General features: G+C 70.3%; 18 protein-coding genes. 10 read left to right on the top strand and 8 right to left on the bottom strand.

From position 1 onward, the window contains the following. The first annotated feature begins 312 nt into the window (after window positions 1-312). On the top strand, window positions 313-660 hold the full coding sequence (locus Cco03nite_RS34980; RefSeq protein WP_203698231.1) for a hypothetical protein: 348 nt from the start codon (window positions 313-315) through the stop codon (window positions 658-660). Window positions 661-740: 80 nt separating this feature from the next. On the opposite strand, the gene Cco03nite_RS34985 is transcribed toward Cco03nite_RS34980, so the two are convergent. From Cco03nite_RS34985 to Cco03nite_RS35005, 5 genes are all read right to left on the bottom strand, one after another. Continuing rightward, on the bottom strand, window positions 741-1,589 hold the full coding sequence (locus tag Cco03nite_RS34985) for a hypothetical protein (protein WP_203698203.1): 849 nt from the start codon (window positions 1,587-1,589) through the stop codon (window positions 741-743). A gap of 174 nt (window positions 1,590-1,763) precedes the next feature. Next, window positions 1,764-3,524, bottom strand: a complete 1,761-nt coding sequence (locus Cco03nite_RS34990; RefSeq protein ID WP_239167913.1) for a glycoside hydrolase family 13 protein — start codon at window positions 3,522-3,524, stop codon at window positions 1,764-1,766. Between the two features lie 273 nt (window positions 3,525-3,797). Next, window positions 3,798-4,643 (bottom strand): sugar ABC transporter permease, encoded by an 846-nt coding sequence (locus tag Cco03nite_RS34995; RefSeq protein ID WP_373314405.1) that lies wholly within the window; start codon window positions 4,641-4,643, stop codon window positions 3,798-3,800. Further along, window positions 4,643-6,283: an ABC transporter permease subunit gene (locus Cco03nite_RS35000; protein ID WP_203698208.1), complete on the bottom strand. Its 1,641-nt coding sequence runs from the start codon at window positions 6,281-6,283 to the stop codon at window positions 4,643-4,645. Before Cco03nite_RS35000 ends, Cco03nite_RS34995 begins: the two co-directional genes overlap by 1 nt. 9 nt (window positions 6,284-6,292) lie before the next feature. Continuing rightward, window positions 6,293-7,543, bottom strand: coding sequence for a sugar ABC transporter substrate-binding protein (locus Cco03nite_RS35005; protein ID WP_203698209.1), 1,251 nt, complete (start codon window positions 7,541-7,543; stop codon window positions 6,293-6,295). Between the two features lie 266 nt (window positions 7,544-7,809). Here Cco03nite_RS35005 and Cco03nite_RS35010 point away from each other — a divergent pair, with 266 nt between their 5' ends. The 4 genes from Cco03nite_RS35010 to Cco03nite_RS35025 all read left to right on the top strand — a co-directional run bounded on the left by Cco03nite_RS35010 (window position 7,810) and on the right by Cco03nite_RS35025 (window position 12,454). Continuing rightward, window positions 7,810-8,826 carry a LacI family DNA-binding transcriptional regulator gene (locus Cco03nite_RS35010; protein ID WP_203698210.1) on the top strand — a complete coding sequence of 339 codons (1,017 nt, stop codon included), beginning with the start codon at window positions 7,810-7,812 and terminating at the stop codon, window positions 8,824-8,826. Window positions 8,827-9,166: 340 nt separating this feature from the next. Continuing rightward, window positions 9,167-10,792 carry a glycoside hydrolase family 13 protein gene (locus Cco03nite_RS35015; protein ID WP_203698211.1) on the top strand — a complete coding sequence of 542 codons (1,626 nt, stop codon included), beginning with the start codon at window positions 9,167-9,169 and terminating at the stop codon, window positions 10,790-10,792. Between the two features lie 173 nt (window positions 10,793-10,965). Further along, entirely contained in the window at window positions 10,966-12,033 is a 1,068-nt protein-coding gene (locus tag Cco03nite_RS35020; RefSeq protein WP_203698212.1) for a YihY/virulence factor BrkB family protein, read from the top strand. A gap of 7 nt (window positions 12,034-12,040) precedes the next feature. Next, window positions 12,041-12,454, top strand: coding sequence for a hypothetical protein (locus tag Cco03nite_RS35025; protein WP_203698213.1), 414 nt, complete (start codon window positions 12,041-12,043; stop codon window positions 12,452-12,454). A gap of 89 nt (window positions 12,455-12,543) precedes the next feature. Here Cco03nite_RS35025 and Cco03nite_RS35030 read toward each other — a convergent pair whose 3' ends face one another. Further along, window positions 12,544-13,065, bottom strand: a complete 522-nt coding sequence (locus Cco03nite_RS35030) for a 2'-5' RNA ligase family protein (protein WP_203698215.1) — start codon at window positions 13,063-13,065, stop codon at window positions 12,544-12,546. Between the two features lie 26 nt (window positions 13,066-13,091). Then, window positions 13,092-14,123: a tryptophan--tRNA ligase gene (gene trpS / locus Cco03nite_RS35035; protein WP_203698217.1), complete on the bottom strand. Its 1,032-nt coding sequence runs from the start codon at window positions 14,121-14,123 to the stop codon at window positions 13,092-13,094. A 102-nt stretch (window positions 14,124-14,225) separates the two neighbouring features. Between trpS and Cco03nite_RS42650 the strand changes: the two genes are divergently transcribed. Further along, complete coding sequence (locus tag Cco03nite_RS42650) at window positions 14,226-15,647, top strand: RNA polymerase sigma factor (protein ID WP_239167914.1); 1,422 nt, start codon at window positions 14,226-14,228, stop codon at window positions 15,645-15,647. A 72-nt stretch (window positions 15,648-15,719) separates the two neighbouring features. On the opposite strand, the gene Cco03nite_RS35045 is transcribed toward Cco03nite_RS42650, so the two are convergent. Beyond that, window positions 15,720-16,613 (bottom strand): hemolysin family protein, encoded by an 894-nt coding sequence (locus tag Cco03nite_RS35045; RefSeq protein ID WP_203698233.1) that lies wholly within the window; start codon window positions 16,611-16,613, stop codon window positions 15,720-15,722. Window positions 16,614-16,922: 309 nt separating this feature from the next. Between Cco03nite_RS35045 and galE the strand changes: the two genes are divergently transcribed. The 4 genes from galE (at window position 16,923) to Cco03nite_RS35065 (ending at window position 20,992) form a co-directional block, all read left to right on the top strand. After that, a complete protein-coding gene (galE, locus tag Cco03nite_RS35050; RefSeq protein ID WP_203698218.1) occupies window positions 16,923-17,897 on the top strand; it encodes a UDP-glucose 4-epimerase GalE in 975 nt (324 codons plus the stop codon). Continuing rightward, entirely contained in the window at window positions 17,897-18,979 is a 1,083-nt protein-coding gene (gene galK, locus Cco03nite_RS35055) for a galactokinase (RefSeq protein ID WP_203698219.1), read from the top strand. The genes galE and galK overlap by 1 nt, the downstream gene beginning before the upstream one ends. Before the next feature lie 196 nt (window positions 18,980-19,175). Further along, window positions 19,176-20,552 carry an SPFH domain-containing protein gene (locus Cco03nite_RS35060; protein WP_203698220.1) on the top strand — a complete coding sequence of 459 codons (1,377 nt, stop codon included), beginning with the start codon at window positions 19,176-19,178 and terminating at the stop codon, window positions 20,550-20,552. Continuing rightward, window positions 20,549-20,992 (top strand): GNAT family N-acetyltransferase, encoded by a 444-nt coding sequence (locus tag Cco03nite_RS35065; protein WP_203698221.1) that lies wholly within the window; start codon window positions 20,549-20,551, stop codon window positions 20,990-20,992. Before Cco03nite_RS35060 ends, Cco03nite_RS35065 begins: the two co-directional genes overlap by 4 nt. The last annotated feature ends 915 nt before the right edge of the window (window positions 20,993-21,907 follow it).

The raw sequence follows: 21,907 nt of genomic DNA on the forward strand, positions 1-21,907 counted from the left end.
AAGACGGTCTCCTCTCCCATAAAGACACCGCACATGGTCTTCCATCTTGTGTACAGATGGCGGCACGGTGAACCTCGCCCAGCAACATATCCTTCATATCGCCGTTCGAACGACAATCGTGCAGGGTTGTTGAACGGTCGTTACCCCCGCGTGACCAGGACGTGTAATGGGTCACGAACGAGCCTCGGAGAATGGTGCGCACAACTGCGCAGCAGGGCCTAAAACCGGGCATTCGTTCAGTCCCATGCCTGGTTGCGACCGGGAGTGACGTTGGCGACTCGGGCTCGCGTACCCTCGGCGCTCGTGGACGTTTTGGAAGCAGTACGCCTGATCCTGCGGTACGCGCACCTGGTCGGCTTCGCCCTGCTGCTGGGCGGCGCGCTGGTGCAGTACTACACGGGACGCATCTACATCAACGCCGTCATGCTGTGGGGCGCGACCATCCAGGTCGTCACCGGCATCGCGCTGGCCGCGCCGCTGGGCCGCGAGGTGCAGCCCGACCCGGTCAAGCTGGCGGTCAAGGGCGTCATCGCCATCATGATCTTCATCATGGTGCTGATCCCGTACCTCAAGAAGCGCGAGACGGTCAACAAGGGCCACTTCCTCGCCATCATCGGCCTGACCCTGGTCAACGCCGCCGTAGCCGTCTTCTGGCGCTGATCCCCGGCGCTCACGGGCCATGATCGCTGTTTCCGGTCGCCGGCTGGGGTCAGACCGCAGCAGGTGACCTGAAACAGCGATCAGCGCCCGCGGCGGGCGCGGAGCGCGGCCTTGAGGTCGCGGACGACGGAGTCGAAGTCCGCCGCGACGCGCTCCGGGTCCGCGGCGACCACCAGCCACTCGCCGCCGAGCGACGGCACCGGCTCGTCGGCGCAGGCCACCGCCACCCGCTGCGCCGGCCAGGCGAGGTCGAGCCGCACCGCCGGCTCCCCGTCCCGGGCCAGCACGTACTTCACCACCGGGGCCGGCACCCCGGCCAGGACCAGGCGCACCCGCACCCGGCTCTCGTGCGCTCCCCGCGCGGCCGGGTCGACCAGTTGCGCCGCCTTCAGCAGCCGCCCCCAGCCGGGCTTGCCGATCCGGGCCTGGGCGTACTCGGTCAGCGCGCCGACGCTCACCGCGCCCCGGGCCACCATCACGTCCAGCAGCGCCACGGCCTCCACCACGTCGAGCCAGCGCGCCAGGTCCCAGCCGGTGCGCTGCGGCGTGGTGACCCGGATGCCGTCGACCCGCCGGGTCACGTCCTTCTCCGGCACGGGCCCCCGGTGCACGAGGATGCCCGCCATCGGCCCGAACCGGCCCGGGGTGAGGATCTCCACCGCCTCGTCCGCCCCGTACGGCGCCCCGTACAGGCTGGCGGCGGAGCGGCCGGCGACGACCCCGTCCTCGGGCAGCAGGAAGTCGCTGACGGCCAGGCAGCGCAGCCGGTGGGTGATGGTCAGGTCGCGGTCGGCGTACACCCCGCGGAACAGCGGCCGCCAGGCGGAGCTGCGCAGCTGGGCGCGGGTGAGCAGGCCAGACTCCAGCGCGTCGGCTCCCCGGAAGATCCGGCGGGCGAGCGCTTCGGGGCGCAGCGGCGGCTTGGGCACGGGCGTCAGCGTAAGACCCCGATTCACGCGATCTTGCGTGAGTCGCGAGGGCGACACGCCCGAAAAGGACATACCGGCAATCGATCATGCGAATTTCTCGCGATTACACGGCGTGTCGACACGTTTACGGCAAGTGGCGGCACACGGGGTCGAACCGCGTGCCGCCACCGCCTGTCAGCGGGGTGGCTCCAGTCGCCAGACGCGCAGGGCCGGACCGTCGCCCGGCAGGGTCAGCCGACCCGTGCCGTCCGGTTCGAGGTCCGTAGCAGCGAAGACGCCGGCAGCCCGCGCGCCGAGGGTCAGTGAGACGTCCTCACCGGCCGCGCGCGAAGCCGCCACCAGCAGTGAATTCTGCTCGAATTCCCGCAGGTAGACCATGGTATCGCTGGTCACATGCAGCCAGCGCAGCCCGCCGTGGCGCAGCGCCGGCTCCGCGGCCCGCAAACCCAGCAGCTCACGGTATGCCGCCAGCGTCGCCTCGTCCCGGTCGCCCGGTCGCGACCACGGCATCGGGGTGCGCGCGTTCTCGCCGTTCCAGCCGGTCAGGCCGAACTCGCTGCCGGCGTACACCATCGGGGTTCCCGGCAGCGTGACCTGCAGACCCAGCGCGACCAGCTGCCTGGCCGCGGAACCGGTGACGGTGCGGATGCGGGCCGAGTCGTGCGAGTCGAGGATGTTCCACGAGTGGACCAGCGACCGCCAGGACACCCGTGCCGCGAACGCGCGCATGGTGGCGTACGCCGCCGTGCCGTCCCGGCTCGGCACGTCGCCCGGGGTGCCGAAGAAGTTGGCGAAGCCCGGCGCGTCACCACGCAGCCAGGCCCAGACCGGGCGGGTGAAGCCGAGGTAGTTCATGGCCCCGTGCCAGCCGTCGCGGTCCAGGTCGCCGGTGGCGTCGTGCATGTGCTCGCCGACCAGCATCGCCTCCGCCGGCAGGGCGCGGCGGATCAGCGCGGCCACCTCGTGCGCGTCGTCCTGCGCGGCGCGGCGGCCGGTCATGTTGGCGACGTCCACCCGCCACCCGTCGAAGTACGCCAGCCAGCGCCGCAGCACCGCGGTCATCCGCTGCCGCACCAGCGGGCTGGCCCAGTTCAGCTTGGGCAGGCTCTTCACCCCGCACCAGGCCTCGTAATCGCCGGTGCCGGCGTCGAAATAGAACATCTCCCGCTCGACCGCATCCACATCGGACTCAGCGACGGTGAACCACTCGTGAGCCGCGCCGCAGTGGTTGGAGGTGATGTCACCGATCAGCCGCATGCCGCGCGCGTGCACGGCCTCGGCCAGCCGGGCCAGCGCCGCGTCCCCACCCAGCAGCGGATCCACCTCGTCGAAGGTGGACGCGTCGTAGCGGTGGTTCGAGCGAGCCGGGAAGATCGGCGTCAGGTAGACGGTGTTCGCGCCGAGCGCCTGGATGTGGTCCAGGTGTTCGGTGATGCCGTCGAGGTCGCCGCCGAAGAACTGCTCGGCGGTGCCCGGACCCTGCCCGATCACCTCGTCGCGATCCCAGTCGCGGGGCAGCGCCCAGTCCGGCAGATCGGTCTCCGCCAGCGGTTTCGCGTCCGCCGAGCGGGCGAAGCGGTCCGGGAAGATCTGGTACAGCACGGCGTCCGCGGACCAGGCCGGCGGCGTGTCGTACGCGACCGCCCGGAAGTCGGTGTCGTCGGGCAGTTCGTGTTCGAAGACGCCGCCCGCGGTCAGCCAGTAGGTGTCACCGGCCTTGTCCCGCAGGTGGAAGCGGTATTTGGTCACCGGGTTGCGCACCGCAAGCGCCGCCCGCCACCAGACGTCGCCGGCCCCGTAGCCGCCGACCGCCTTGCCGGTCCGCTCCCGGTCGAGCTCGGCGGCCGCGAAGTGCGGCTCCCCGTCCGGTGTGCTCCGCACATGCAGCGCGACGACCTCGGCGGCCGCCGGGACCCGCACCCACACGGTGACCACGTCACCGAGCCCCGGGGCAGCATCCGAAATGTACAGATCTGAGCCGTCATGATGCGGCTGTTCGATGAGACGCACTGTCGCGCCATCCTTCCTTGTTCAGGGGATGTCGACGTTTCAGCCCGCAGCCCCGTCACCGGGACCCGAGGTCGCGACACTGCTGTTGCTGCCATTGCCTTACCGGCCCCCACCCACCGCGTTGATCATGAAGTTGTGGCCACGACACGCCGTCGAGCCGTGCCATAAGTTCATGATCAACGCGGAGGGGGTGGGTGGTCAGCCCTTCACTGCGCCGGCGGTCAGGCCGCTGACGATGTACTTCTGGAGCCAGAGGAAGAGGCTCACGGTGGGGACCGCCGTCAGGAGGGTGGCGGCGGCGAACATGCCGAAGTTGGCGTCGCGTTTGTCGGTGAGCATGCCGTACATGCCCACGGCCAGGGTCTTTGCCTCGGTGTCGCGGAGGAAGACGTTGGCGATGAGGAACTCGTTGATGGTGCCGATGAAGGAGAGCATCGCCGTCACCGCGAGCACCGGTCCGACCAGCGGCAGGATGATGCGGAAGAAGGTCTGCACGTGCGACGCGCCGTCCATGGTGGCCGACTCGTCGATCTCCTTGGGCACCGTGTCCAGGTAGCCCTTCATCAGGTACGTGTTCACACCCAGCGCGCCGCCCAGGTAGAGCACGAGCAGGCCCCACGGCTCGTTGAAGCCGAACGTCGGGTACAGCTCGGTGACCTCGGTGAACACGATGAAGATGGCCACGATCGCCAGGAACTGCGGGAACATCTGGATGAGCAGGATGGACAGCAGGCCCACCCGGCGGCCCCGGAACCGCATCCGGCTGAACGCGTACGCCGCCGCCACGCTGATCAGCAGGCTGGCGAAGGCCGAGATCAGCGCGATGACCACCGAGTTCAGGAACCACCTGGTGTACGGGTGGTCACCGGTGAGCAGGTCGACGAAGTTCTTCAGGCTGGCGCCCTGCGGGATGAGCCCGGTGGAGCCGAGCGTGCCCAGCGGGTTGATCGCGGCGGAGACCACGAACAGCACCGGGAACAGCGCGAAGGCGCACACCAGCAGCACCACCGCGTAGCGCCAGCCGACCTCCTTGAGCCACTTGATCACGAGTACACCTCCTCCTGCGCCCGGCTGCGCCAGAACGCCACCGTGGAGACCGTGGCCACGATCGCGAAGATGAACACCGAGATCGCCGCGGCGAAGCCGAAGTCGGCCACGCCGGAGTCGAAGCCCGCGACCCGGTACGTGTAGCTGATCAGCAGGTCGGTCGCGCCGACGGTGGCGTTGTCGACCGCGTACGGCCCGCCGTTGGTGACCAGCTTGATGTTGTTGAAGTTGTTGAAGTTGAAGCCGAACGACGAGATCAGCAGCGGGGTCAGCGCCACCAGCACCAGCGGCAGGGTGACCCGCCGGAAACCGGCCCACGCGGACGCGCCGTCGATGCGGGCCGCGTCGGTCAGCTCCCGTGGCACGGCCTGCAGCGCACCCGTGATCACCAGGAACATGTACGGGAAGCCCATCCACAGGTTGATCACGATCAGGCCGAGCCGGGCCGTGGTCGGCGTGCCCAGCCAGTCGTGCACCCCGAACAGCTTGCTGATCAGGCCGAAGTCGGTGTTGAACATGTCCCGCCAGATCAGCAGCATGGCGAAGCCCGGCATGGCGTACGGCAGGATCAGCATGGCCCGGTAGATCCTGGTGCCCCGCACCCGGGGCGAGTGCAGCGCCAGCGCCACGATCATGCCTAGCGCGAACGTCGTCGCGACCGCGCTGATCGCGAAGACGAAGTTCCAGATCAGCACGTTCAGGAAGTGCCCGGAGATGGTCGGGTCGGTCAGCGCCTTCTTGAAGTTGGCGAACCCGACGTCGACCTTCCAGCCCTGGTCGAGGTGCTCGCCCTCGGCGTTGACGAAGTAGCCCTCGACCTCGTCGGCGACCCACCTGCCGCCGCTCGGGCTGGTCACGCAGTCACAGGCCGCGTCGTAGGACTTGTCGGCCTTGCCCTCGAAGGCGCGGCTCAGGCCGGTGGCCTTGACCGCGCCGCCTGCGGTCGGCACCGAGAACGCCGCGATCTCCGCGTCGCGTTCGGCCGCCTGGGCGGTCGGGATCACGGTGTACCCGGCGGCGGCCAGCACCTTGCCGGTCAGCGACACCTCGGCCCCGTCGACCGGGGTCAGGCCCTCCGCGGTGCCCGCCTGGACCGCCTTGGTGGCCGGGTCGACCAGCAGGAACACCAGCTCGCCGTCGCGCTCGGCGATGGTCAGGTAGTACTCCGGGGAGCCCGGCACCTGGGTCACCGAGCTGGTCTCGATGGCCCGGATCGCCTCCTCCTTGGTGCCGCGGTGCCCGTCGCCGAAGTTGGTGAACGCGGTGACGAAGGTCAGCACGATCGGCACGATGGCGAACGCGATCAGGAAGATGGTGCCCGGCACCAGGTACTTCGCCGGGATGTGGCGCGGGGTCAGGTAGAGGTAGGCGACGAGCGCCGTGACCACGCCGACGATGACCAGGGCCGTCCAGGCCTCGGTCCGGATCAGCGGCGGGAGCGCGTAGATCAGCAGTGCGGCGACGATGCCCAGCACCGCGATACGCGACACGATGAAGCCGGTGGACAGCTCGCGGGTGCGGCGGACCTGCTCCGCTTCACCCCGCCGCCCACCCCGGGAGCGCTGGTCGGGGGCCTGCCCGGACGACCCCGGGTGCGGGGAGCTCGCGCTCCCCGCACCCGTCACCTCAGTGGTCATGAGGTAGGACTACTTGTTGATCTCGGCGGTGATGGCCTTGGCCGCTGCCTCGGCCGCGGTCTTGGCATCGCCGCCCTTGACGACCGCCACCTCGGCGTTGGCCATCGGGCCCCAGATCGCGCCCATGGCCGGGATGGCCGGCATCGGGATGCCGTTGGCGCCGGCGGTCACGAACTTCTCCGCGTTCGGGTCGAGGGTCTTGACCTCGTCGGCGGCCGCGGTCAGCGCCGCGGGACGCGGGTCGGCCTTGTAGAGCGCGAGCGCCACGTCCTTGTTGGTGACGTAGTTGGCCACGAACTCCTGCGCCAGCACCTTGCTCTTGCCCTTGGCCGCCACGTAGAACGCCTGCACACCGAGGAACGGCTTGGCCTGCCCGCCCGCCGCGAAGCCGGGGACAGCGCTGATGTCGTAGCCGAAGCCGGCCTTCTTGACGTCGTTCATCGACCACGGGCCGGAGATCAGGAACGCGCACTTCTTCTGCACGAAGCTCGGGATGCCGTTCTCGTTGCCGATCGAGGTCTTGATCGCGCCCTCGCCCTTCTCGCCGAGCGCCTTCATCTTCTCCAGCGCGGCGATCGACTCGGGGGTGTTCACGGTGACCTTGGACGGGTCCGGGTCACCGGCGGCGGTGGTCCCGAACAGCGAGCCGCCGGCCGCCGAGAACAGCGGGTACGTGTGGTACACGTCGCCGGCCGCGCCGAACGGCACGCACAGGATCTCCTGGACCTTCTTGGCCGCCTTGAGGTCCTTGCCGGTCTTGATCAGGTCCTCGAGGGTGGCCGGAGCGGTGGGCACCAGGTCCGTGTTGCGGATCAGGGCCACGTTCTCCATCGCGTACGGCGCGCCGTAGATCTGCCCGTTGAAGGTCACGGCCTTGATCGCGTTCGGGTGGAACGCGGCCTTCTGCTCGGCGGTCAGCTGCACCGGGTCGATGGCGCCGTTCTGCACCATGTTGCCGATCCAGTCGTGCGCGCCGACCATGATGTCCGGGCCGCTGCCCTGCTGCGAGGCGGTGATGAAGGTCTGCTGCTGGTTCTCGCTGATCTCCTTGACCTCGACCGTGACGCCGTTCTCCTTGCCGAACGCCTCGGCGAACGGCTTGAGCACGGGGGCCCGGGTCGGGTCGGTCCACAACACGAGCTTGCCGTTGCCCTTGTCCTTGCTGGGGGTGGCAGCCGGCTCGTTGGTTCCGCCGCAAGCCGCGACACCGAGCATCAGCAGCCCGGCGGCGGCGATCACACCCGCGGTACGGATGCGCATGAGCACTCCTTCGAGAAGGGTCACCGGGGTGACCCGGGGGTGACCGCGCGGGCGAATCCACGCGCCCGTGCGGCCGAGAGGGGATCGACGCGGCACCGTTCTGGAAGGTCTTCCAAAATCGGTGACGCACCACAGCACCCGGTTGCCCGGGTTGTGATGGGTGTTACAGAGTTTGTTGCCGGGAGGTTAGCAAGCCTTTGCAAACAATGGAAGACCTTGCAACGTGCCCATATCAACATCCGGCTGTCTTCGGCTAGAGTGCCGCCATGCGCGCACGACTCTCTGACATCGCCCAGCAGGCGGAGGTGAGCGAAGCCACCGTCTCCCGGGTGCTGAACGACCGGCCCGGCGTCTCCGCCGACACCCGGCAGGCCGTGCTGACCGCTCTCGACGTGCTGGGCTACGAGCGCCCCGCCCGGCTGCGCAAACGCAGCGCGGGCCTGGTCGGCCTGGTGGTCCCGGAGCTGGACAACCCGATCTTCCCGGCATTCGCCCAGATCATCGAGACGACCCTGGCCCAGCAGGGCTTCACCCCGGTGCTGTGCACCCAGACGCCCGGCGGCGTCACCGAGGACGAGTACGTCGAGATGCTGCTCGACCGGCAGGTCTCCGGCATCGTCTTCGTCTCCGGCCTGCACGCCGACTCGACCAGCGACCCCGAGCGCTACCGCAAGCTGCTCGCCCGCCCGCTGCCGATCGTGCTGGTCAACGGGTACGCCGAGAACATCGAGGCGCCGTTCATCTCGTGCGACGACCGGGCCGCCGGCGAGCTGGCCGTGGCCCACCTGGTGGCGCTCGGCCACAAGAAGATCGGCCTGATCTCCGGCCCCGACCGCTACCTGCCGGTACAGCGCAAGATCGAGGGCTACCGGGCCGCCATGCGCCGCCTGCTCAACCTCAGCGACGCCCAGATCGACGAGATGATCTCGCTGTCCCTGTTCGGCGTGGAGGGCGGCGACGCCGCGGCGTCCCGGCTGCTGGACAAGGGCGTGACCGGTTTCGTCTGCGGCTCGGACCTGATGGCACTGGGCGCGATCCGCGCGGTGCGCCAGCGCGGCCTGCAGGTGCCCACGGACGTCTCGGTGGTCGGCTACGACGACTCGCCGCTGATCGCCTTCACCGACCCGCCCATGACCACGCTGCGCCAGCCGGTGCGGGCGATGGCCGTGGCGGCCGTACGGGCCCTCGTGGACGAGATCAAGGGGCACCCGGCGCCGCATTCGGAGTACATTTTCCGACCGGAGTTGGTCGTTCGGGGGTCCACCGCCGCCCACAGCGGGTGACCCTGCGTCAGTATGATGATTGAAACTTTCTGAAAAGCTCTGCTTGACTCTTGCGCAAGTTGCACGACATCCTTCATGAGTCCTCGCGGCGCTCTCGGGCCGCGAGACGCTCGCTCCTGGAGGAAACCATGCGCCGCAGCAGCCGCGCCGCCGCCGTCACCGGCGCAGCGGTCGTGCTGCCCGCGCGCGGCTGCGGCACGGCCGGCGAGAAATCGCTCTCTCAGCCGGCCCACCCCGCCTCCCTGGTCCCCGAACAGGGCGTTCGGTACATCCGGACCGTCCCGGCCCACGACGGCCGCGGCCCTGCTCCCCTCACGACCGACAGACCGCGCAGCCGCTCATGCGCCGCCCTTGGAAAGGACTGCCAGTGACCACGCAGGCAACCGACGACTGGTGGCGCGACGCCGTCGTCTACCAGATCTACCCGCGCAGCTTCGCCGACGCCGACGGTGACGGCACCGGCGATCTGCAGGGCGTCCGCGGCAAGCTGCCGTACCTGCGCGAACTCGGCGTCGACGCGGTCTGGCTGAGCCCGTTCTTCACCTCGCCGCTGGCCGACGGCGGTTACGACGTCGCCGACTACCGCGACGTGGACCCCCGTTTCGGCACGCTGGCCGACTTCGACGCGATGATGAAGGACGCGCACGCGCTCAACATCCGGATCATCGTCGACCTGGTCCCGAACCACTCCTCGGACCAGCACGCCTGGTTCCAGCAGGCGCTGGCGGCCGCGCCCGGCTCGGCCGAGCGCGAGCGGTACATGTTCCGCGAGGGCCAGGGCGAGAACGGCGAGCTGCCGCCCAACGACTGGGAGTCCATCTTCGGCGGCCGGGCCTGGACCCGCGTGCCCGACGGGCAGTGGTACCTGCACCTGTTCGCGCCCGAGCAGCCCGACCTGAACTGGGAGAACCCCGAGGTGCGCGCGGAGTTCCGCGACGTGCTGCGGTTCTGGCTCGACCGGGGCGTCGACGGGTTCCGCATCGACGTCGCCCACGGCATGATCAAGGAGGCCGGCCTGCCCTCGGTGGGCCGCACCACCGACGAGGGCGGCCGCCAGGTCGAGATGCTGGGCAGCGAGCGCCTGCCGTACTTCGACCAGGACGGCGTGCACGACATCTACCGCGAGTGGCGGCCCATCCTGGACGAGTACCCGGGCGGCCGGATGGCCGTGGCCGAGGCGTGGGTGGAGTCCCCGGAGCGGCTGGCCCGCTACATCGGCCGCGACGAGCTGCACCAGGCGTTCAACTTCGACTTCATGATGGCCGACTTCGACCCCGCGTCGTTCCGGGCCATCATCGACAAGTCGCTGGCCGAGGCCGACCTGGTCGGCGCCCCCACCACCTGGGTGCTGTCCAACCACGACAAGTTCCGCCACGTCACCCGGTACGGCGACGGCGAGCTCGGCCTGCGCCGGGCCCGCGCCGCCACCCAGCTGATGCTGGCACTGCCCGGTTCGGCGTACCTCTACAACGGCGAGGAGCTGGGCCTCAACGAGGTCCTCGACCTGCCCGACGAGCTGCGCGAGGACCCGTCGTTCCAGCGCACCGGGGAGAGCCGCGACGGCTGCCGGGTGCCGCTGCCCTGGGGCGGCACGGCGGCCGAGGGCTTCCGGTTCAACCCGGACGGCCTGGGTACGCCCTGGCTGCCGCAGCCGGCGAAGTGGGAGGCGCTGACCGCGCAGGCGCAGGAGTCCGACCCGGACTCGACGCTGAACTTCTACCGCGCGGCGCTGCGCCTGCGCAAGGAGCTGCCCGCCCTCGGCGGCGGCACGCTGACCTGGCTCGACGCGCCCGAGGGCGTGCTGGCCTTCCGCCGCGAGCCCGGCGTCGTCGTGGTCGTCAACATCGCCGACCGCGCCGTCGACCTGTCGGAGCTTCACCTGACCGGCGACGTCCTCCTGTCCAGCGGCCCCCTCCACACCGACGGCCGCATCCCCGCCGACACCACCATCTGGCTCACCGCCTGACCCACCCCCGCGCGGGACGGCCCACGCCGGCCCACCCCACGTCGCAAGTCTTAAAGAGTCGCGCCTTCCGGACCTTCCGGAAGGCGCTTCTTTTTAAGAGTTGCGGCAGGCAGGGCGGGCCGAGGGGGATCGGGCGGCGGGGTGGTGCGGGGGTCGGGGAGGATGAGGGGGTGGTGGCTGTGGTGGGTTGGGTGCAGCGGATGACCGAGGTCGTCGGCGCCCGTTATGACGCGCAGGTGGACCGGGCTCGCAAGCGGTCCGCCGCGTTCGACCACCTGTGGCGCATGAAGGAGCGCTACGCCGACGTGCTCGCCGGGCGGCTGGCCGCGGCCATCGCCTACTACGCCTTCTTCGCCGCGTTCGCGCTGACCATGGTGGCGTACGCGGTGCTGGTCAAGGTCTTCTCCGGCAACGCCGAGCTGGTGGCCGAGGTGGACCACTTCCTCACCGAGTACTTCCCGGCCGTGAACACCGAGCAGCTGCGCACCTCGGCCGGCTCGATCGGCACCGTCGGCCTGATCAGCCTGGTGCTGGCCGGGATCGGCTGGGTGGACGCCTGGCGCTCCTCGCAGCGCGCCATCTGGGGGCTGGACCAGCACCCGGGCAACTTCCTCGTGCTGCGGCTGACCGACTTCGGCATGCTGCTGGCGCTGGGCATGCTGATGGGCGTGTCGCTGACCGCGATCGACGGCCTGGCCACCATGTTCGACCTGCTGCCCGGCACCAGCGGCGCGTTCTGGGTACGGGTGAGCGGCTACGCCGTCACGATCGCGGTCAACGCGATGATCGGGTTCGCCCTGGTGACGGTGCTGCCCCGGGTGCACATGACGCCCCGGCGGCTGCTGCCCGCGATCGGCATCATCGCGGTGGGCCTCACCCTGCTCAACGAGTTCGGGCGCTACTTCGTCCAGCGCACCGAGAACAACCCGGCGTACGTCGCGGTCGCCGCGTCCGTGGGTCTGCTGCTGTACCTGTACCTGTTCAACCAGATCGTGCTGTGGGCGGTCTCCTACGCGGCCACCTCCGCCAACGGCAAGGTGTTCGACCTGGCCTGGGGTCGCCCGCGCAAGCACCACCTGGAGTGGGTGCCGCCCGGCGACATCGCCCGGGCCGAGGCCGAAGCGGTGCGGGCCGAGACCGAGGACGACGCCGCGGACCGGGCGGCCCGGCTGGAGGGCCCGGAAGACTCCGACGCGCCGGATACGCCGAAGACCCCCGAAAAGCATCGCGAAGCTCGATGATGGTCGCGTGGGTGCACTCGTGACTTTGGAGCTGCCGGCCGGAGCGCCGCAGCTCGACCTTCCCTGGATCATCACTTTCGGGCCGCTCGACGACGACGAGGAGTGGGAGCCCGTGGTGTGCGGCCCGTACGAACGGCCGCACGCGCTCGCCCTCGCGCAGCACGTGGTCGCCGACGAGGACCTGATGGCGGTCGTCGAACCGCTGCTGCCGGCCACCTCGCTGGAGCAGATCCGCGCGGAGATCGCCAACGCGCAGGACCTGGCCGCGCAGGAGGCCGACGAGATCGACGACGTGCTCGACGACGACACGGACGACGAGGAACACGACCACGATCACGACGACCACGTGGTCGAGGCCCCCAGCGCCGACGAGCTCAAGGCGGGCTTCGCCCGCATCTCCGCCCGCCTCACCGCCTCCTGACCCGACTCACCGACCGGCGCGTCCAGGCGCACCGCCCGGACGCGCCGGTCGCTGCTCTGCGGTTTCGGCGCAAGGGCGGCGGGGGTTGGTCAGCCGCGGAGGGGGTAGGAGCGGACGGGTTGCCAGCTGCCGGTGCCGTTGTGCTCGTACCGGGTGAAGTGGTCGACGTCGAAGCGGGCCGAGTAGTCGGCCAGGCGGTCGAAGACGTCGTCGAGCGCCGGTTCCGGCACGTCGTGGCCGATGGTGACGTGCGGGTGGTACGGGTGGGCCAGGTCGCGGGCCAGCGGGCCGGTGCGGATCGCGCCGGCCAGCTGCTCGCACTCCCCGATGCCGGTCGCCAGCGCCACGAACACGACCTGGCTGACCGGCCGGAAGGTGCCGGTGCCGCGCAGCTGGATGGAGAACGGCGCGTTCCGCTCCGCCACGCCGGCCAGCAGCTCGTCGATGCTGCGGTCCAGCTCGGCGGAGACCGGCAGCATGGTCGGGCCGAGCAGGGTGACGTGCGAGGGGATCAGCGCCGCGAGCGGGTCGCCGGTGGACGCGCGGGCCGCGTCGAGTTCGGCACCCCACGGTTGCGGGATGCCGATCGCGATACCGATGGTTCGCTCCACCGACGCCTCCAAAACCGCCCGCCGCCTCAACGTCCCGCGGGAGCGAGGAACCCGATCTTGTCGTAAACGGTAGCCAGCGTCCGGACCGAGACGGTACGGGCCTTCTCGGCACCGATGACCAGCAGTTTGTCCAGTTGCGCGGGATCGTCCAGGTACTCCTGCGTGCGCTGCTGGAACGGCGTCACGAACTCCACCACCACTTCGGCGAGGTCCTTCTTGAGGTCACCGTACCCCTTGCCGGCGTACGCCTCGACCAGCTCGGGGATCGGGCGGCCGGCCAGCGCCGAGTAGATGGTCAGCAGGTTGCTCACGCCCGCCTTGGCCTCGGGGTCGAAGACGATGTCGCGGCCGGTGTCGGTGACCGCCGACTTGATCTTCTTGGCGATCTTCGCCGGCGGCTCCAGCAGCTCGATCAGGCCGTTGGTGGTCGACGCCGACTTCGACATCTTCGCGCTCGGATCCTGCAGGTCGAGGATCTTGGCGGTCTCCTTCACGATGTGCGGTTGCGGCAGCGTGAAGGTCTTGCCGAACAGGGTGTTGAAGCGCTGCGCCAGGTCCCGGGTCAGCTCCAGGTGCTGGCGCTGGTCCTCGCCCACCGGCACCGAGTCGGCCTGGTAGAGCAGGATGTCGGCGGCCTGCAGGATCGGGTACGTGAACAGGCCGACGCTGGACCGCTCCGCACCCTGCTTGCTCGACTTGTCCTTGAACTGGGTCATCCGGCTGGCCTCACCGAAGCCGGTGATGCAGCTCATCACCCAGCCGAGCTGGGCGTGCTCGGGCACGTGCGACTGCACGAAGACCGTGCAGCGGGCCGGGTCGAGCCCGACGGCCAGCAGCTGCGCCACGCTGACCCGGGTGCGCTCACGCAGCACCTTCGGGTCGTGCCCGGCGGTGATCGCGTGCAGGTCGACCACGCAGTAGAACGCGTCGTGCGTGTCCTGCATGCCCACCCAGTTGCGCACCGCGCCCAGGTAGTTGCCCAGGTGGTACGAGCCGCCGGTGGGCTGGATCCCGGAGAGCACCCGGGGCTTGCTGTGCTGCGTCGCGTCGAAGGACATGCGGGCCATTCTCCCACCCGGATGATCGGTCCACGAACCTGGGAACCGGCCGCCGGTGGCGCGACTCACTAGAGTCGCCGAGGACAGGGGACCAGGGAGATCATGACCGCGCAGGACGAGCTGGGTGAGCTGTACCACGCCGGGTACCGCCGGCTGGTGGCGCAGGTCTACGCGTTCACCACGGACCTGACCGAGGCGCAGGACGCCGTGCAGGAGGCGTTCGCCCGCGCGCTGGCCCGCCGGCACGGCCTGAGCGATGTGGACGCGCCGGAGGCGTGGCTGCGTACCGTCGCCATCAACGTCGTGCGCCGCCGCTGGCGGCGCCGCCAGCTGCTGGACACCATCCTGCTGCGGGAGCGGCCGCTGGCCCGGGTGACCGCCGCCGCGCCGGAGCCCGACAACACCGACCTGCGCGAGGCGCTGGCTGTCATCCCGAGCCGGTACCGCGAGGTCATCGTCCTGCACTACCTCGCCGATCTGCCCCTGGACGAGGTCGCCGAACTGCTGGAGGTCCCCGTGGGCACGGTCAAGTCACGGCTCTCCCGGGGCCGGGACGCGCTGCGGGGGCTGCTCGACGACGTCGAGGCCCCGCCGCTGGAGCAGGTGCGGGTCCGGGCGGGCCGGATCAGGGCCCGCCGCCGGACGGCACAGGCCGCCGGCGCCGCCGCGGTGCTGCTGATCGCCGCCGTGGGGGTGTTCCAGCCGTGGCGGCCGCCGCTGCCGTCGGAGCAGACCGCGACCTCGCCGAGCGCCGCTGCGAGCGCGCCGCCCGCGCCCGTGTACTCCGGGGCCGGTCTGGCCATCGACGGCATCTTCAACCCCGCCACCGCCCCCGACCTGCCCGGTTTCATCACCGAGTTCGAGCTGGCCGGCGGGTCCGGCTGGTTGCGTACCGCCTGCTCCAGCCGGGAGCTGCCGACCTGCCGGCCGGCTTTCGCCCGCACCGCCGACGGCGGCCAGACCTGGCAGGTCGTGACGGACGCCGGCGCGAAACCGCCCTCGGCCCCCGGCGACCCCGGGTTCACCGTGACCTGGGCCGCCCGTGGCCGCACCCCGTCCGGCCTGGCCTGGGCGGGCGGCCTGGACGGCGGGACGCCCTACCTCGCCTCGTCGGCCGGCGGCGGGCAGTGGCAGCGCCACGCCCTGCCGGGCGCGGCCGGCGCGGACCGGGTCACGGCCACCGTACGCGGCGAGGACGTGCTCGCCTTCGCCCTGAAGAACAACAAGATCATTGCCGTGTACGCGGGCCGCGTGCCCGTCCGCGTCTCCGCCGGCGCCGGCTTCACCCCCGCCGGCGAACCCGTCTACCTGCCCGACGGCCGCATCCTCGTCGCCGGCCCGGAAAGCAGGTTCTACCTCAGCGGCGACCAGGGCGCGAGCTTCACCCCGGTAGGCGGCACCCTGCCGAACGTCGGCGAGCTGCGCGCCACGACCGACGGCTACGTCGCGCTGGACCTCTTCCGCGCAGGCTGGGTGGCCACCTCCACCGACGGCCTGACCTGGCACAAACTCCCCATCCGCTGACCCGCTCGAAGGAAGGGCACCTTCACATCGCTATCGGTAGCGGAAGGTGCCCTTCTTAACGTGGCTGCGCTGTCAGGCCAGGTCAGGCAGGGGGTTGGGGTCCAGGGGGAGCGGGTCGGCCGGGGCCGGATCCAGCGGGGTCAGCCGGACCCGGGCGACCCGGCGGCCGTCCAGGGCCAGCACCGTGAGCCGGTACGCCTCCAGCGTGGCGCTGTCCCCGACGGCCGGCAGCCGGCCCAGCGCGCTCATCAGGAACCCGCCCACCGTCTCGTACGGCCCGGCGGGCAGCGTGATCCCGGTGCGCTCGGCGAAGTCGGCGAGGTTGAGCATGCCGTCGACCTCGTCCGGCGCGGGACCGCCCGCGGCGTGGGCGGCGGGGGTGTCGTCGTACTCGTCGTGGATCTCGCCGACCAGCTCCTCGATCAGGTCCTCGAGGGTCACGATGCCGGCGGTGCCGCCGTACTCGTCGACGACGACGGCGATGGTGTGCCGCTCACGGCGCATCTCCGACAGCGCGGCGAGCACCGGTTTGCTGGCCGGGAAGCGCTTGATCTCGCGGGACAGCTCGCGGACCGAGCGCTCCGGCCGCTCGTCCCACAGCAGGTCGCGCAGGTGCACGAAGCCCACGACGTCGTCGTGGCTGCCGTCGGCGATCGGCATGCGGGTGTGCCCGGCCTCGCGGGCCTCGGCGATCGCCTCCGCCACGGTCATGCCCACCGCCAGGAACCACACCTCGGTGCGCGGCACCATCACCTCGCGCAGCGTGGCCGCCGAGCGCGACAGCGCCTTGCTGATGATGTGCCGTTCGTCCGGGTCCAGCGCCGTGTTCACGGCGATCAGCTCCCGCAGCTCGGCCTCGGTGATCTGCTCGCGCCCGGCGGTCGCCTCGACCCCGAGCACGCGGCTCGTCCAGCGGGTCAGCGCGTCGGCGGCCCGTACGATGGCCGGTGCCACGGCACGGGCCATCCGCCCGGGCGGACGTAACCGGGGCTCCCGTCGGCGCGGCTCGCGGCCATGGGTCTCCCGCTGGCGGGGGGTGTTCTGCCGGGGCACGGACATGGGCGCATATTAGCGTTCCCGGATAACCGTTCCGGCATGACGAGCGGCACAGGCAGGCCGGGGACAGCGATTTCCGGGTTTTCGCGGGTGTCCGACAGCCCATCGGAACGTTCGAGCCTGTTGCTTTATGTTTGAATGTGATGAAATAGCGAGACGACACGACCGCCACGGCGCGGGCTACGCTGGCCCGCACCAGCAGTTCGAGGAGCTTCTTACATGAAGGTACTGGTCACCGGAGGCGCCGGATACGTCGGCAGCGCCGTGGCGCGGCTGCTCGTCGACGCCGGCCACGAGGTCGTCGTGCTCGACGACCTGTCCCGCAACGACGCCTCCCAGGTGCCCGCGGGCGCCCGCCTCGTGCAGGCGCGCATCCACGACGCCGCCACCGTGCTCACCCCCGACGCCGGGTTCGACGCGGTGCTGCACTTCGCCGGCCTGATCGCGGCCGGGGAGTCGATGGTCCGGCCCGAGCTGCACTGGGACAACAACACCACCGGCTCGCTGGCGCTGCTCGACGCGATGCGCGCGGCCGGGGTGCGGCGCCTGGTGTTCTCCTCCACCGCCGCCACCTACGGCGACCCGTCCGAGCTGCCGCTGACCGAGAACGCGATCACCAAGCCGGTGAACACGTACGGCGCGACCAAGCTCGCCGTCGACATGGCCATCGCCTCCGAGGCGCACGCCCACGAGCTGGCCGCGGTCAGCCTGCGCTACTTCAACGTGGCCGGCGCGCTGGTGCTGCCGGACGGCTCGATGATCGGCGAGCGGCACGACCCGGAGACCCACCTGATCCCGATCGCGCTCCAGGTCGCCGCCGGGCAGCGGGAGAAGCTCGCCATCTTCGGCGACGACTACCCGACCCCGGACGGCACCTGCATCCGCGACTACATCCACGTCGGCGACCTGGCCCAGGCCCACCTGCTGGCGCTGGAGGCGGCCCGCCCCGGCGAGCACCGCGTCTACAACCTCGGCAACGGCACCGGCTTCTCCTGCAAGGAGGTCGTCGACGCGGTACGCGAGGTCACCGGGCACCCGCTGCCGGTCGAGATGGCTCCGCGCCGCCCCGGGGACCCGGCCGAGCTGGTCGCCTCGTCGGCGAGGGCGCGGGCCGAACTCGGCTGGACGCCGGCGAAGCCCGACCTGCGCGACATCGTGGCCGACGCCTGGACCTTCTTCCAGAGCGGGCTGTGATGACCGTCGACCAGGGCGTATGGGCCGCGCCGGGCCGGATCAACCTGATCGGCGAGCACACCGACTACAACGACGGCTTCGTGCTGCCGTTCGCGCTCCCGCAGCGCACCGTCGTCACCGCGTCCCGGCTCGACCGGCCGGAGTGGACCGTCACCTCGACGCTGACCGGGCAGACGGTCACCTTCGACCTGTCCGAGCCGGTCACCGGCTGGGCCGCGTACGTCGCCGCCGTCGTCTGGGTGCTGCGCGAGGCCGGCCACGAGGTGCCCGGCGCTCGGCTGTCCATCGACTCCGACGTGCCCGGCGGGGCCGGCCTGTCCTCGTCCGCCGCCCTGGAGTGCGCGGTCCTGTCCGCGCTCGCCGACCTCGGCGGGCTCGACATCCCGGTGGGGCAGCGGCCGTCCCTGGCCCAGCGCGCCGAGAACGCGTACGTCGGCGTGCCCTGCGGGATCATGGACCAGTCCGCCTCGACGCTGTGCCAGGAGGGACACGCGCTGTTCCTCGACTGCCGCAGCCTGGCCACCGAGCAGATCCCGCTCGACCTGGCCGGCCAGGGCCTCGCCATCCTCGTCATCGACAGCCGCGCCCCGCACCAGCTCGTCGACGGCGAGTACGCCGCCCGCCGCGCCGCCTGCGAACGCGCCGCCGAGCTGCTGGGCGTGCCCGCGCTGCGCGACGCCACCCTCGACGACCTGTCCCGGTTGGACGACGAGCTGCTGATCCGCCGCTCCCGTCACGTCATCACGGAGAACGCCCGCGTGCTCGACACCATCGCGCTGCTGCGCGAGGGCCGGCTGCGCGAGATCGGCCCGCTGATGACCGCCTCGCACGCCTCGATGCGCGACGACTTCGAGATCACCGTGCCCGAAGTGGACGAAGCCGTCGACACGGCGCTGGCCGCCGGTGCGTACGGCGCCCGGATGACCGGCGGCGGCTTCGGCGGCTGCGTGCTCGCCCTGGTCGAGGCCGAGAAGGCCGCCACCGTGGCCGAAGCCGTCACCACCGCCTTCGCCGCCCGCGACTTCACCCCACCCGCCGCCTTCCTAGCCCTCCCCTCCCCCGGCGCCCACCGCCTGTCCTGAGCCCAAAGGAAGGGCACCTTCACGACGCTCCGCGTTGTAGAAGGTGCCCTTCTTAACGCGCCAGGGCGCTTCACCAGGGATGACGGTGACAGCGGGCGGAGGTGGGGCCGCGCGCCGACCGGCCGGACCGGCGCAGACCGTTCCCTTCCCGACACCACAGTGGACGGTCTTGCGGGCATGCGGCAGGATGCCGCGCATGGCTTCCGCGGAACGCAACTCGTACCTCGACCAGGTCGTGGCCCAGTCGGCACAACTGGAGCAGGACCTGCGGGTGAAGAAGGCCCCCATGGCTCCGGCGCCGGCCGCGGGCGGTGGCGGCGACACCAGCAACCGGGCCCGGCGCAGCGCCGCCGAGGCGGCCACCACCCCGCCGACCGCCGTCGACGTACGCGTCACCGGTTTCGGCCCGTGGAAGACCGTGCTCGTCCCGCCGAACGCGTTCGTCGTGCACACCCGGCGCGGCCGCGACAAGCCCCTGCACCTGGGACTCGGCACGTCGTTCCGGTACCGCTCGGCCACCGACTCCTACCTCGTGGTGCCCGGCACCATGCAGACCATCCTGCTCAACGCCTTCTGCATCTGCCGCGAGCTGCAGGGCGTGCTCGTCCAGGCGTACGTCCAGTGGATCGTCCAGGACATCGCCACCGCCTACCGCAAGCTCGACTTCGGCGACGCCTCCGACCCGATGCGCCTGGTCAACCTGCAGCTCAAGGAGCAGGCCGAAGCGGCGATCAAGGACAAGGTCGCCACCATGAGCGTGCACGAGGTGCTCAGCGACAAGCAGCCCATCATCGAGGAGCTGACCGCCCGGCTGCGCGGCGTGGCCGAAGGCGGCGGCGACAGCGACACCGGCCTCGGCCTGCGCATCGTCACCGTGCAGATCAAGGAGGCCGTGGTCACCTCCGCCCGGCTCTGGGAGAACCTGCAGAAGCCGTTCCGCTCCGAGCAGGGCCAGCTCGCCCGGCTCGCCGAACTCGGCGCCCAGGAGATCATCACCGGCCGGGAGCTGGCCTCCCAGCGCCTGGACCAGCTCCAGCGCCTGGAGAACGACCGCGAACTCGCCGACCTCAAGGCCCGCAACGCCGCCGCCGCGTTCGACCGCGACGCCGCCGAGCGGCTACGCCGGGGAGAGCGCGAGCAGGCCGACGCCCGCGCCCTGGCCAGCCAGGCCAGCGAGACCACCCTGCACGAGCTGCAGTTGGAACAGCAGCGGCACGCGCAGGAGACCGAGATGCGCCGGCTGCGCCTGGAACTGGAGCAGACGCTGCAGCGGCTCACCCTCGACCACGAACTCGCCGTCGCCCGCGACCGCGCCGAGCAGCTGCACGCCGCCGCGCTGCTGGAGCTGGAGCGCGACCGGGTCGGCCAGGACATCGCCAACGGGCGCTCGCCCGAGGCCGTGCAGGCCGAGCTGATTGCGCGGCTGCCGGAGATCGTCGCCAAACTTCCCAAGCCCGACGAATTGCGTACGGTCAACCTGTCCGGTGCCGACGGCGGCAGCCTGTCCGGGATCGTCGCCGAGCTGGCCGCCGCGGTCACCGCGATCCGGTCGGCGGTGGCGGCGCGCGAATGATCGCCTGGGTGGGCCCGTCCGATGCCGCGTTCGGCGCGGTCGCCGAGCTGTTCGACGACTACCGCGCCCATTACGGGCAGCAGCGGGCCTACGGCGCGACCCGCCAGTGGCTCCAGGACCAGGCAGCCTCTTCGGGTATGCGGATCAGCGCGGCCTTCGCCCTCGGACGGCCGTGTGGGCTGCTCACCGTCCTGACGATTCCCGCGTCGCTGACGCTCGGCACGTTCTGGATGATCCGCGATCTCTACGTACATCCGCAGCACCGAGGGCTGGGGCATGCACGAGCATTGCTTGCACATACGGTGACCGCAGCACGCGAAGCGAACGCCCGCCGAGTGTCGCTGCAGACCGAAACGGACAACGGCGCCGCGCGAGCTCTCTACGAGAGCGTCGGCTTTACCGACGTAGCCGGATATGTCTCCTACAGTCTCAACGCCTGAGACGCCGAGCGAGTCGTGGACAACCCCGCACCAGCGGAACGGTCGGTCTGCGGGTACATCGTTTTTGATGTGACCACACCAAACTTGATGTAAGCCCGGGCGAACCGTTCTCCTACGTCACCCTGACGAAGGGTAGTCCCATCACGCCTCTTGGTCATGTAATCGGTTACATGACCAAGAGTTGCGCACAACGGCATGCCAGTTTTCACCAAACAACGTGCGCACGGTTCCCAGGCTTCTGATGCACAGATTTTGCGCACCAAGCTTCCACTGGCATCAGTCACCTAACGTAACTCTGCGCCGCGCAGTGTGCCGCCGGCAATTTCACAGAAAAACTTCACCACCGGCTACCACTAATACGGAAAATCACCGAAAGCCTTCCAGTATGCCCAGCTAACCAGGGGTTCATTAATTCCCGGAGAGACAACGGCCGAACTGGCACACAGAGCTCATTATCAGACCTCCGATAGATATTCAATATGTATATCTGTCAGATAGGCGACTATAACTAGGTCCATTTGAAGGCCGTCGACTACGGTGGGTGAGGAACACACCGTCCGATATGGATGGGCGGCCACCCGTTGCACCGGGTGGCCGCCAGCGCCATGTCAACCGATCCACTCCCATGGAGGAAACACGATGGCAAAAAGGAGTCTACCCGCGCGCCGCGCACGCCAAAGGCACGGGAACGGCCGGCAGAAACCGCTTACTTTCTGGATGTGTCTTCCGTTGCTGCTTGAGGTGACCGGCGCAGCACTGGCCTTGGCCGGCGTACTACTCGGGTAGGCATGACAGCGACTTTGCCCGACAACAGCGGCTTGATCCGCTCGTTCCGAAGTGCGGAGTCGCTGGGCCCGAAAGCGGAAGCCGCACCCTCCCCTGTGGGAGGGTGCGGCTTCCGCTTTGCCGGATTGG

Origin of the sequence: Catellatospora coxensis, assembly GCF_016862635.1 — a bacterium.
In the GTDB taxonomy this organism is placed as follows: Bacteria; Actinomycetota; Actinomycetes; order Mycobacteriales; family Micromonosporaceae; genus Catellatospora; species Catellatospora coxensis.

Excerpts from the sequence above, each read along its gene's own strand:
- Cco03nite_RS35000 (WP_203698208.1), bottom strand. The coding sequence starts at position 6,283 with ATGACCACTGAGGTGACGGGTGCGGGGAGCGCGAGCTCCCCGCACCCG.
- Cco03nite_RS35005 (WP_203698209.1), bottom strand. The coding sequence starts at position 7,543 with ATGCGCATCCGTACCGCGGGTGTGATCGCCGCCGCCGGGCTGCTGATG.
- Cco03nite_RS35010 (WP_203698210.1), top strand. The coding sequence starts at position 7,810 with ATGCGCGCACGACTCTCTGACATCGCCCAGCAGGCGGAGGTGAGCGAA.
- Cco03nite_RS35015 (WP_203698211.1), top strand. The coding sequence starts at position 9,167 with ATGCGCCGCCCTTGGAAAGGACTGCCAGTGACCACGCAGGCAACCGAC.
- trpS (WP_203698217.1), bottom strand. The coding sequence starts at position 14,123 with ATGTCCTTCGACGCGACGCAGCACAGCAAGCCCCGGGTGCTCTCCGGG.
- Cco03nite_RS42650 (WP_239167914.1), top strand. The coding sequence starts at position 14,226 with ATGACCGCGCAGGACGAGCTGGGTGAGCTGTACCACGCCGGGTACCGC.
- Cco03nite_RS35045 (WP_203698233.1), bottom strand. The coding sequence starts at position 16,613 with ATGGCCCGTGCCGTGGCACCGGCCATCGTACGGGCCGCCGACGCGCTG.
- galE (WP_203698218.1), top strand. The coding sequence starts at position 16,923 with ATGAAGGTACTGGTCACCGGAGGCGCCGGATACGTCGGCAGCGCCGTG.
- galK (WP_203698219.1), top strand. The coding sequence starts at position 17,897 with ATGACCGTCGACCAGGGCGTATGGGCCGCGCCGGGCCGGATCAACCTG.
- Cco03nite_RS35060 (WP_203698220.1), top strand. The coding sequence starts at position 19,176 with ATGGCTTCCGCGGAACGCAACTCGTACCTCGACCAGGTCGTGGCCCAG.
- Cco03nite_RS35065 (WP_203698221.1), top strand. The coding sequence starts at position 20,549 with ATGATCGCCTGGGTGGGCCCGTCCGATGCCGCGTTCGGCGCGGTCGCC.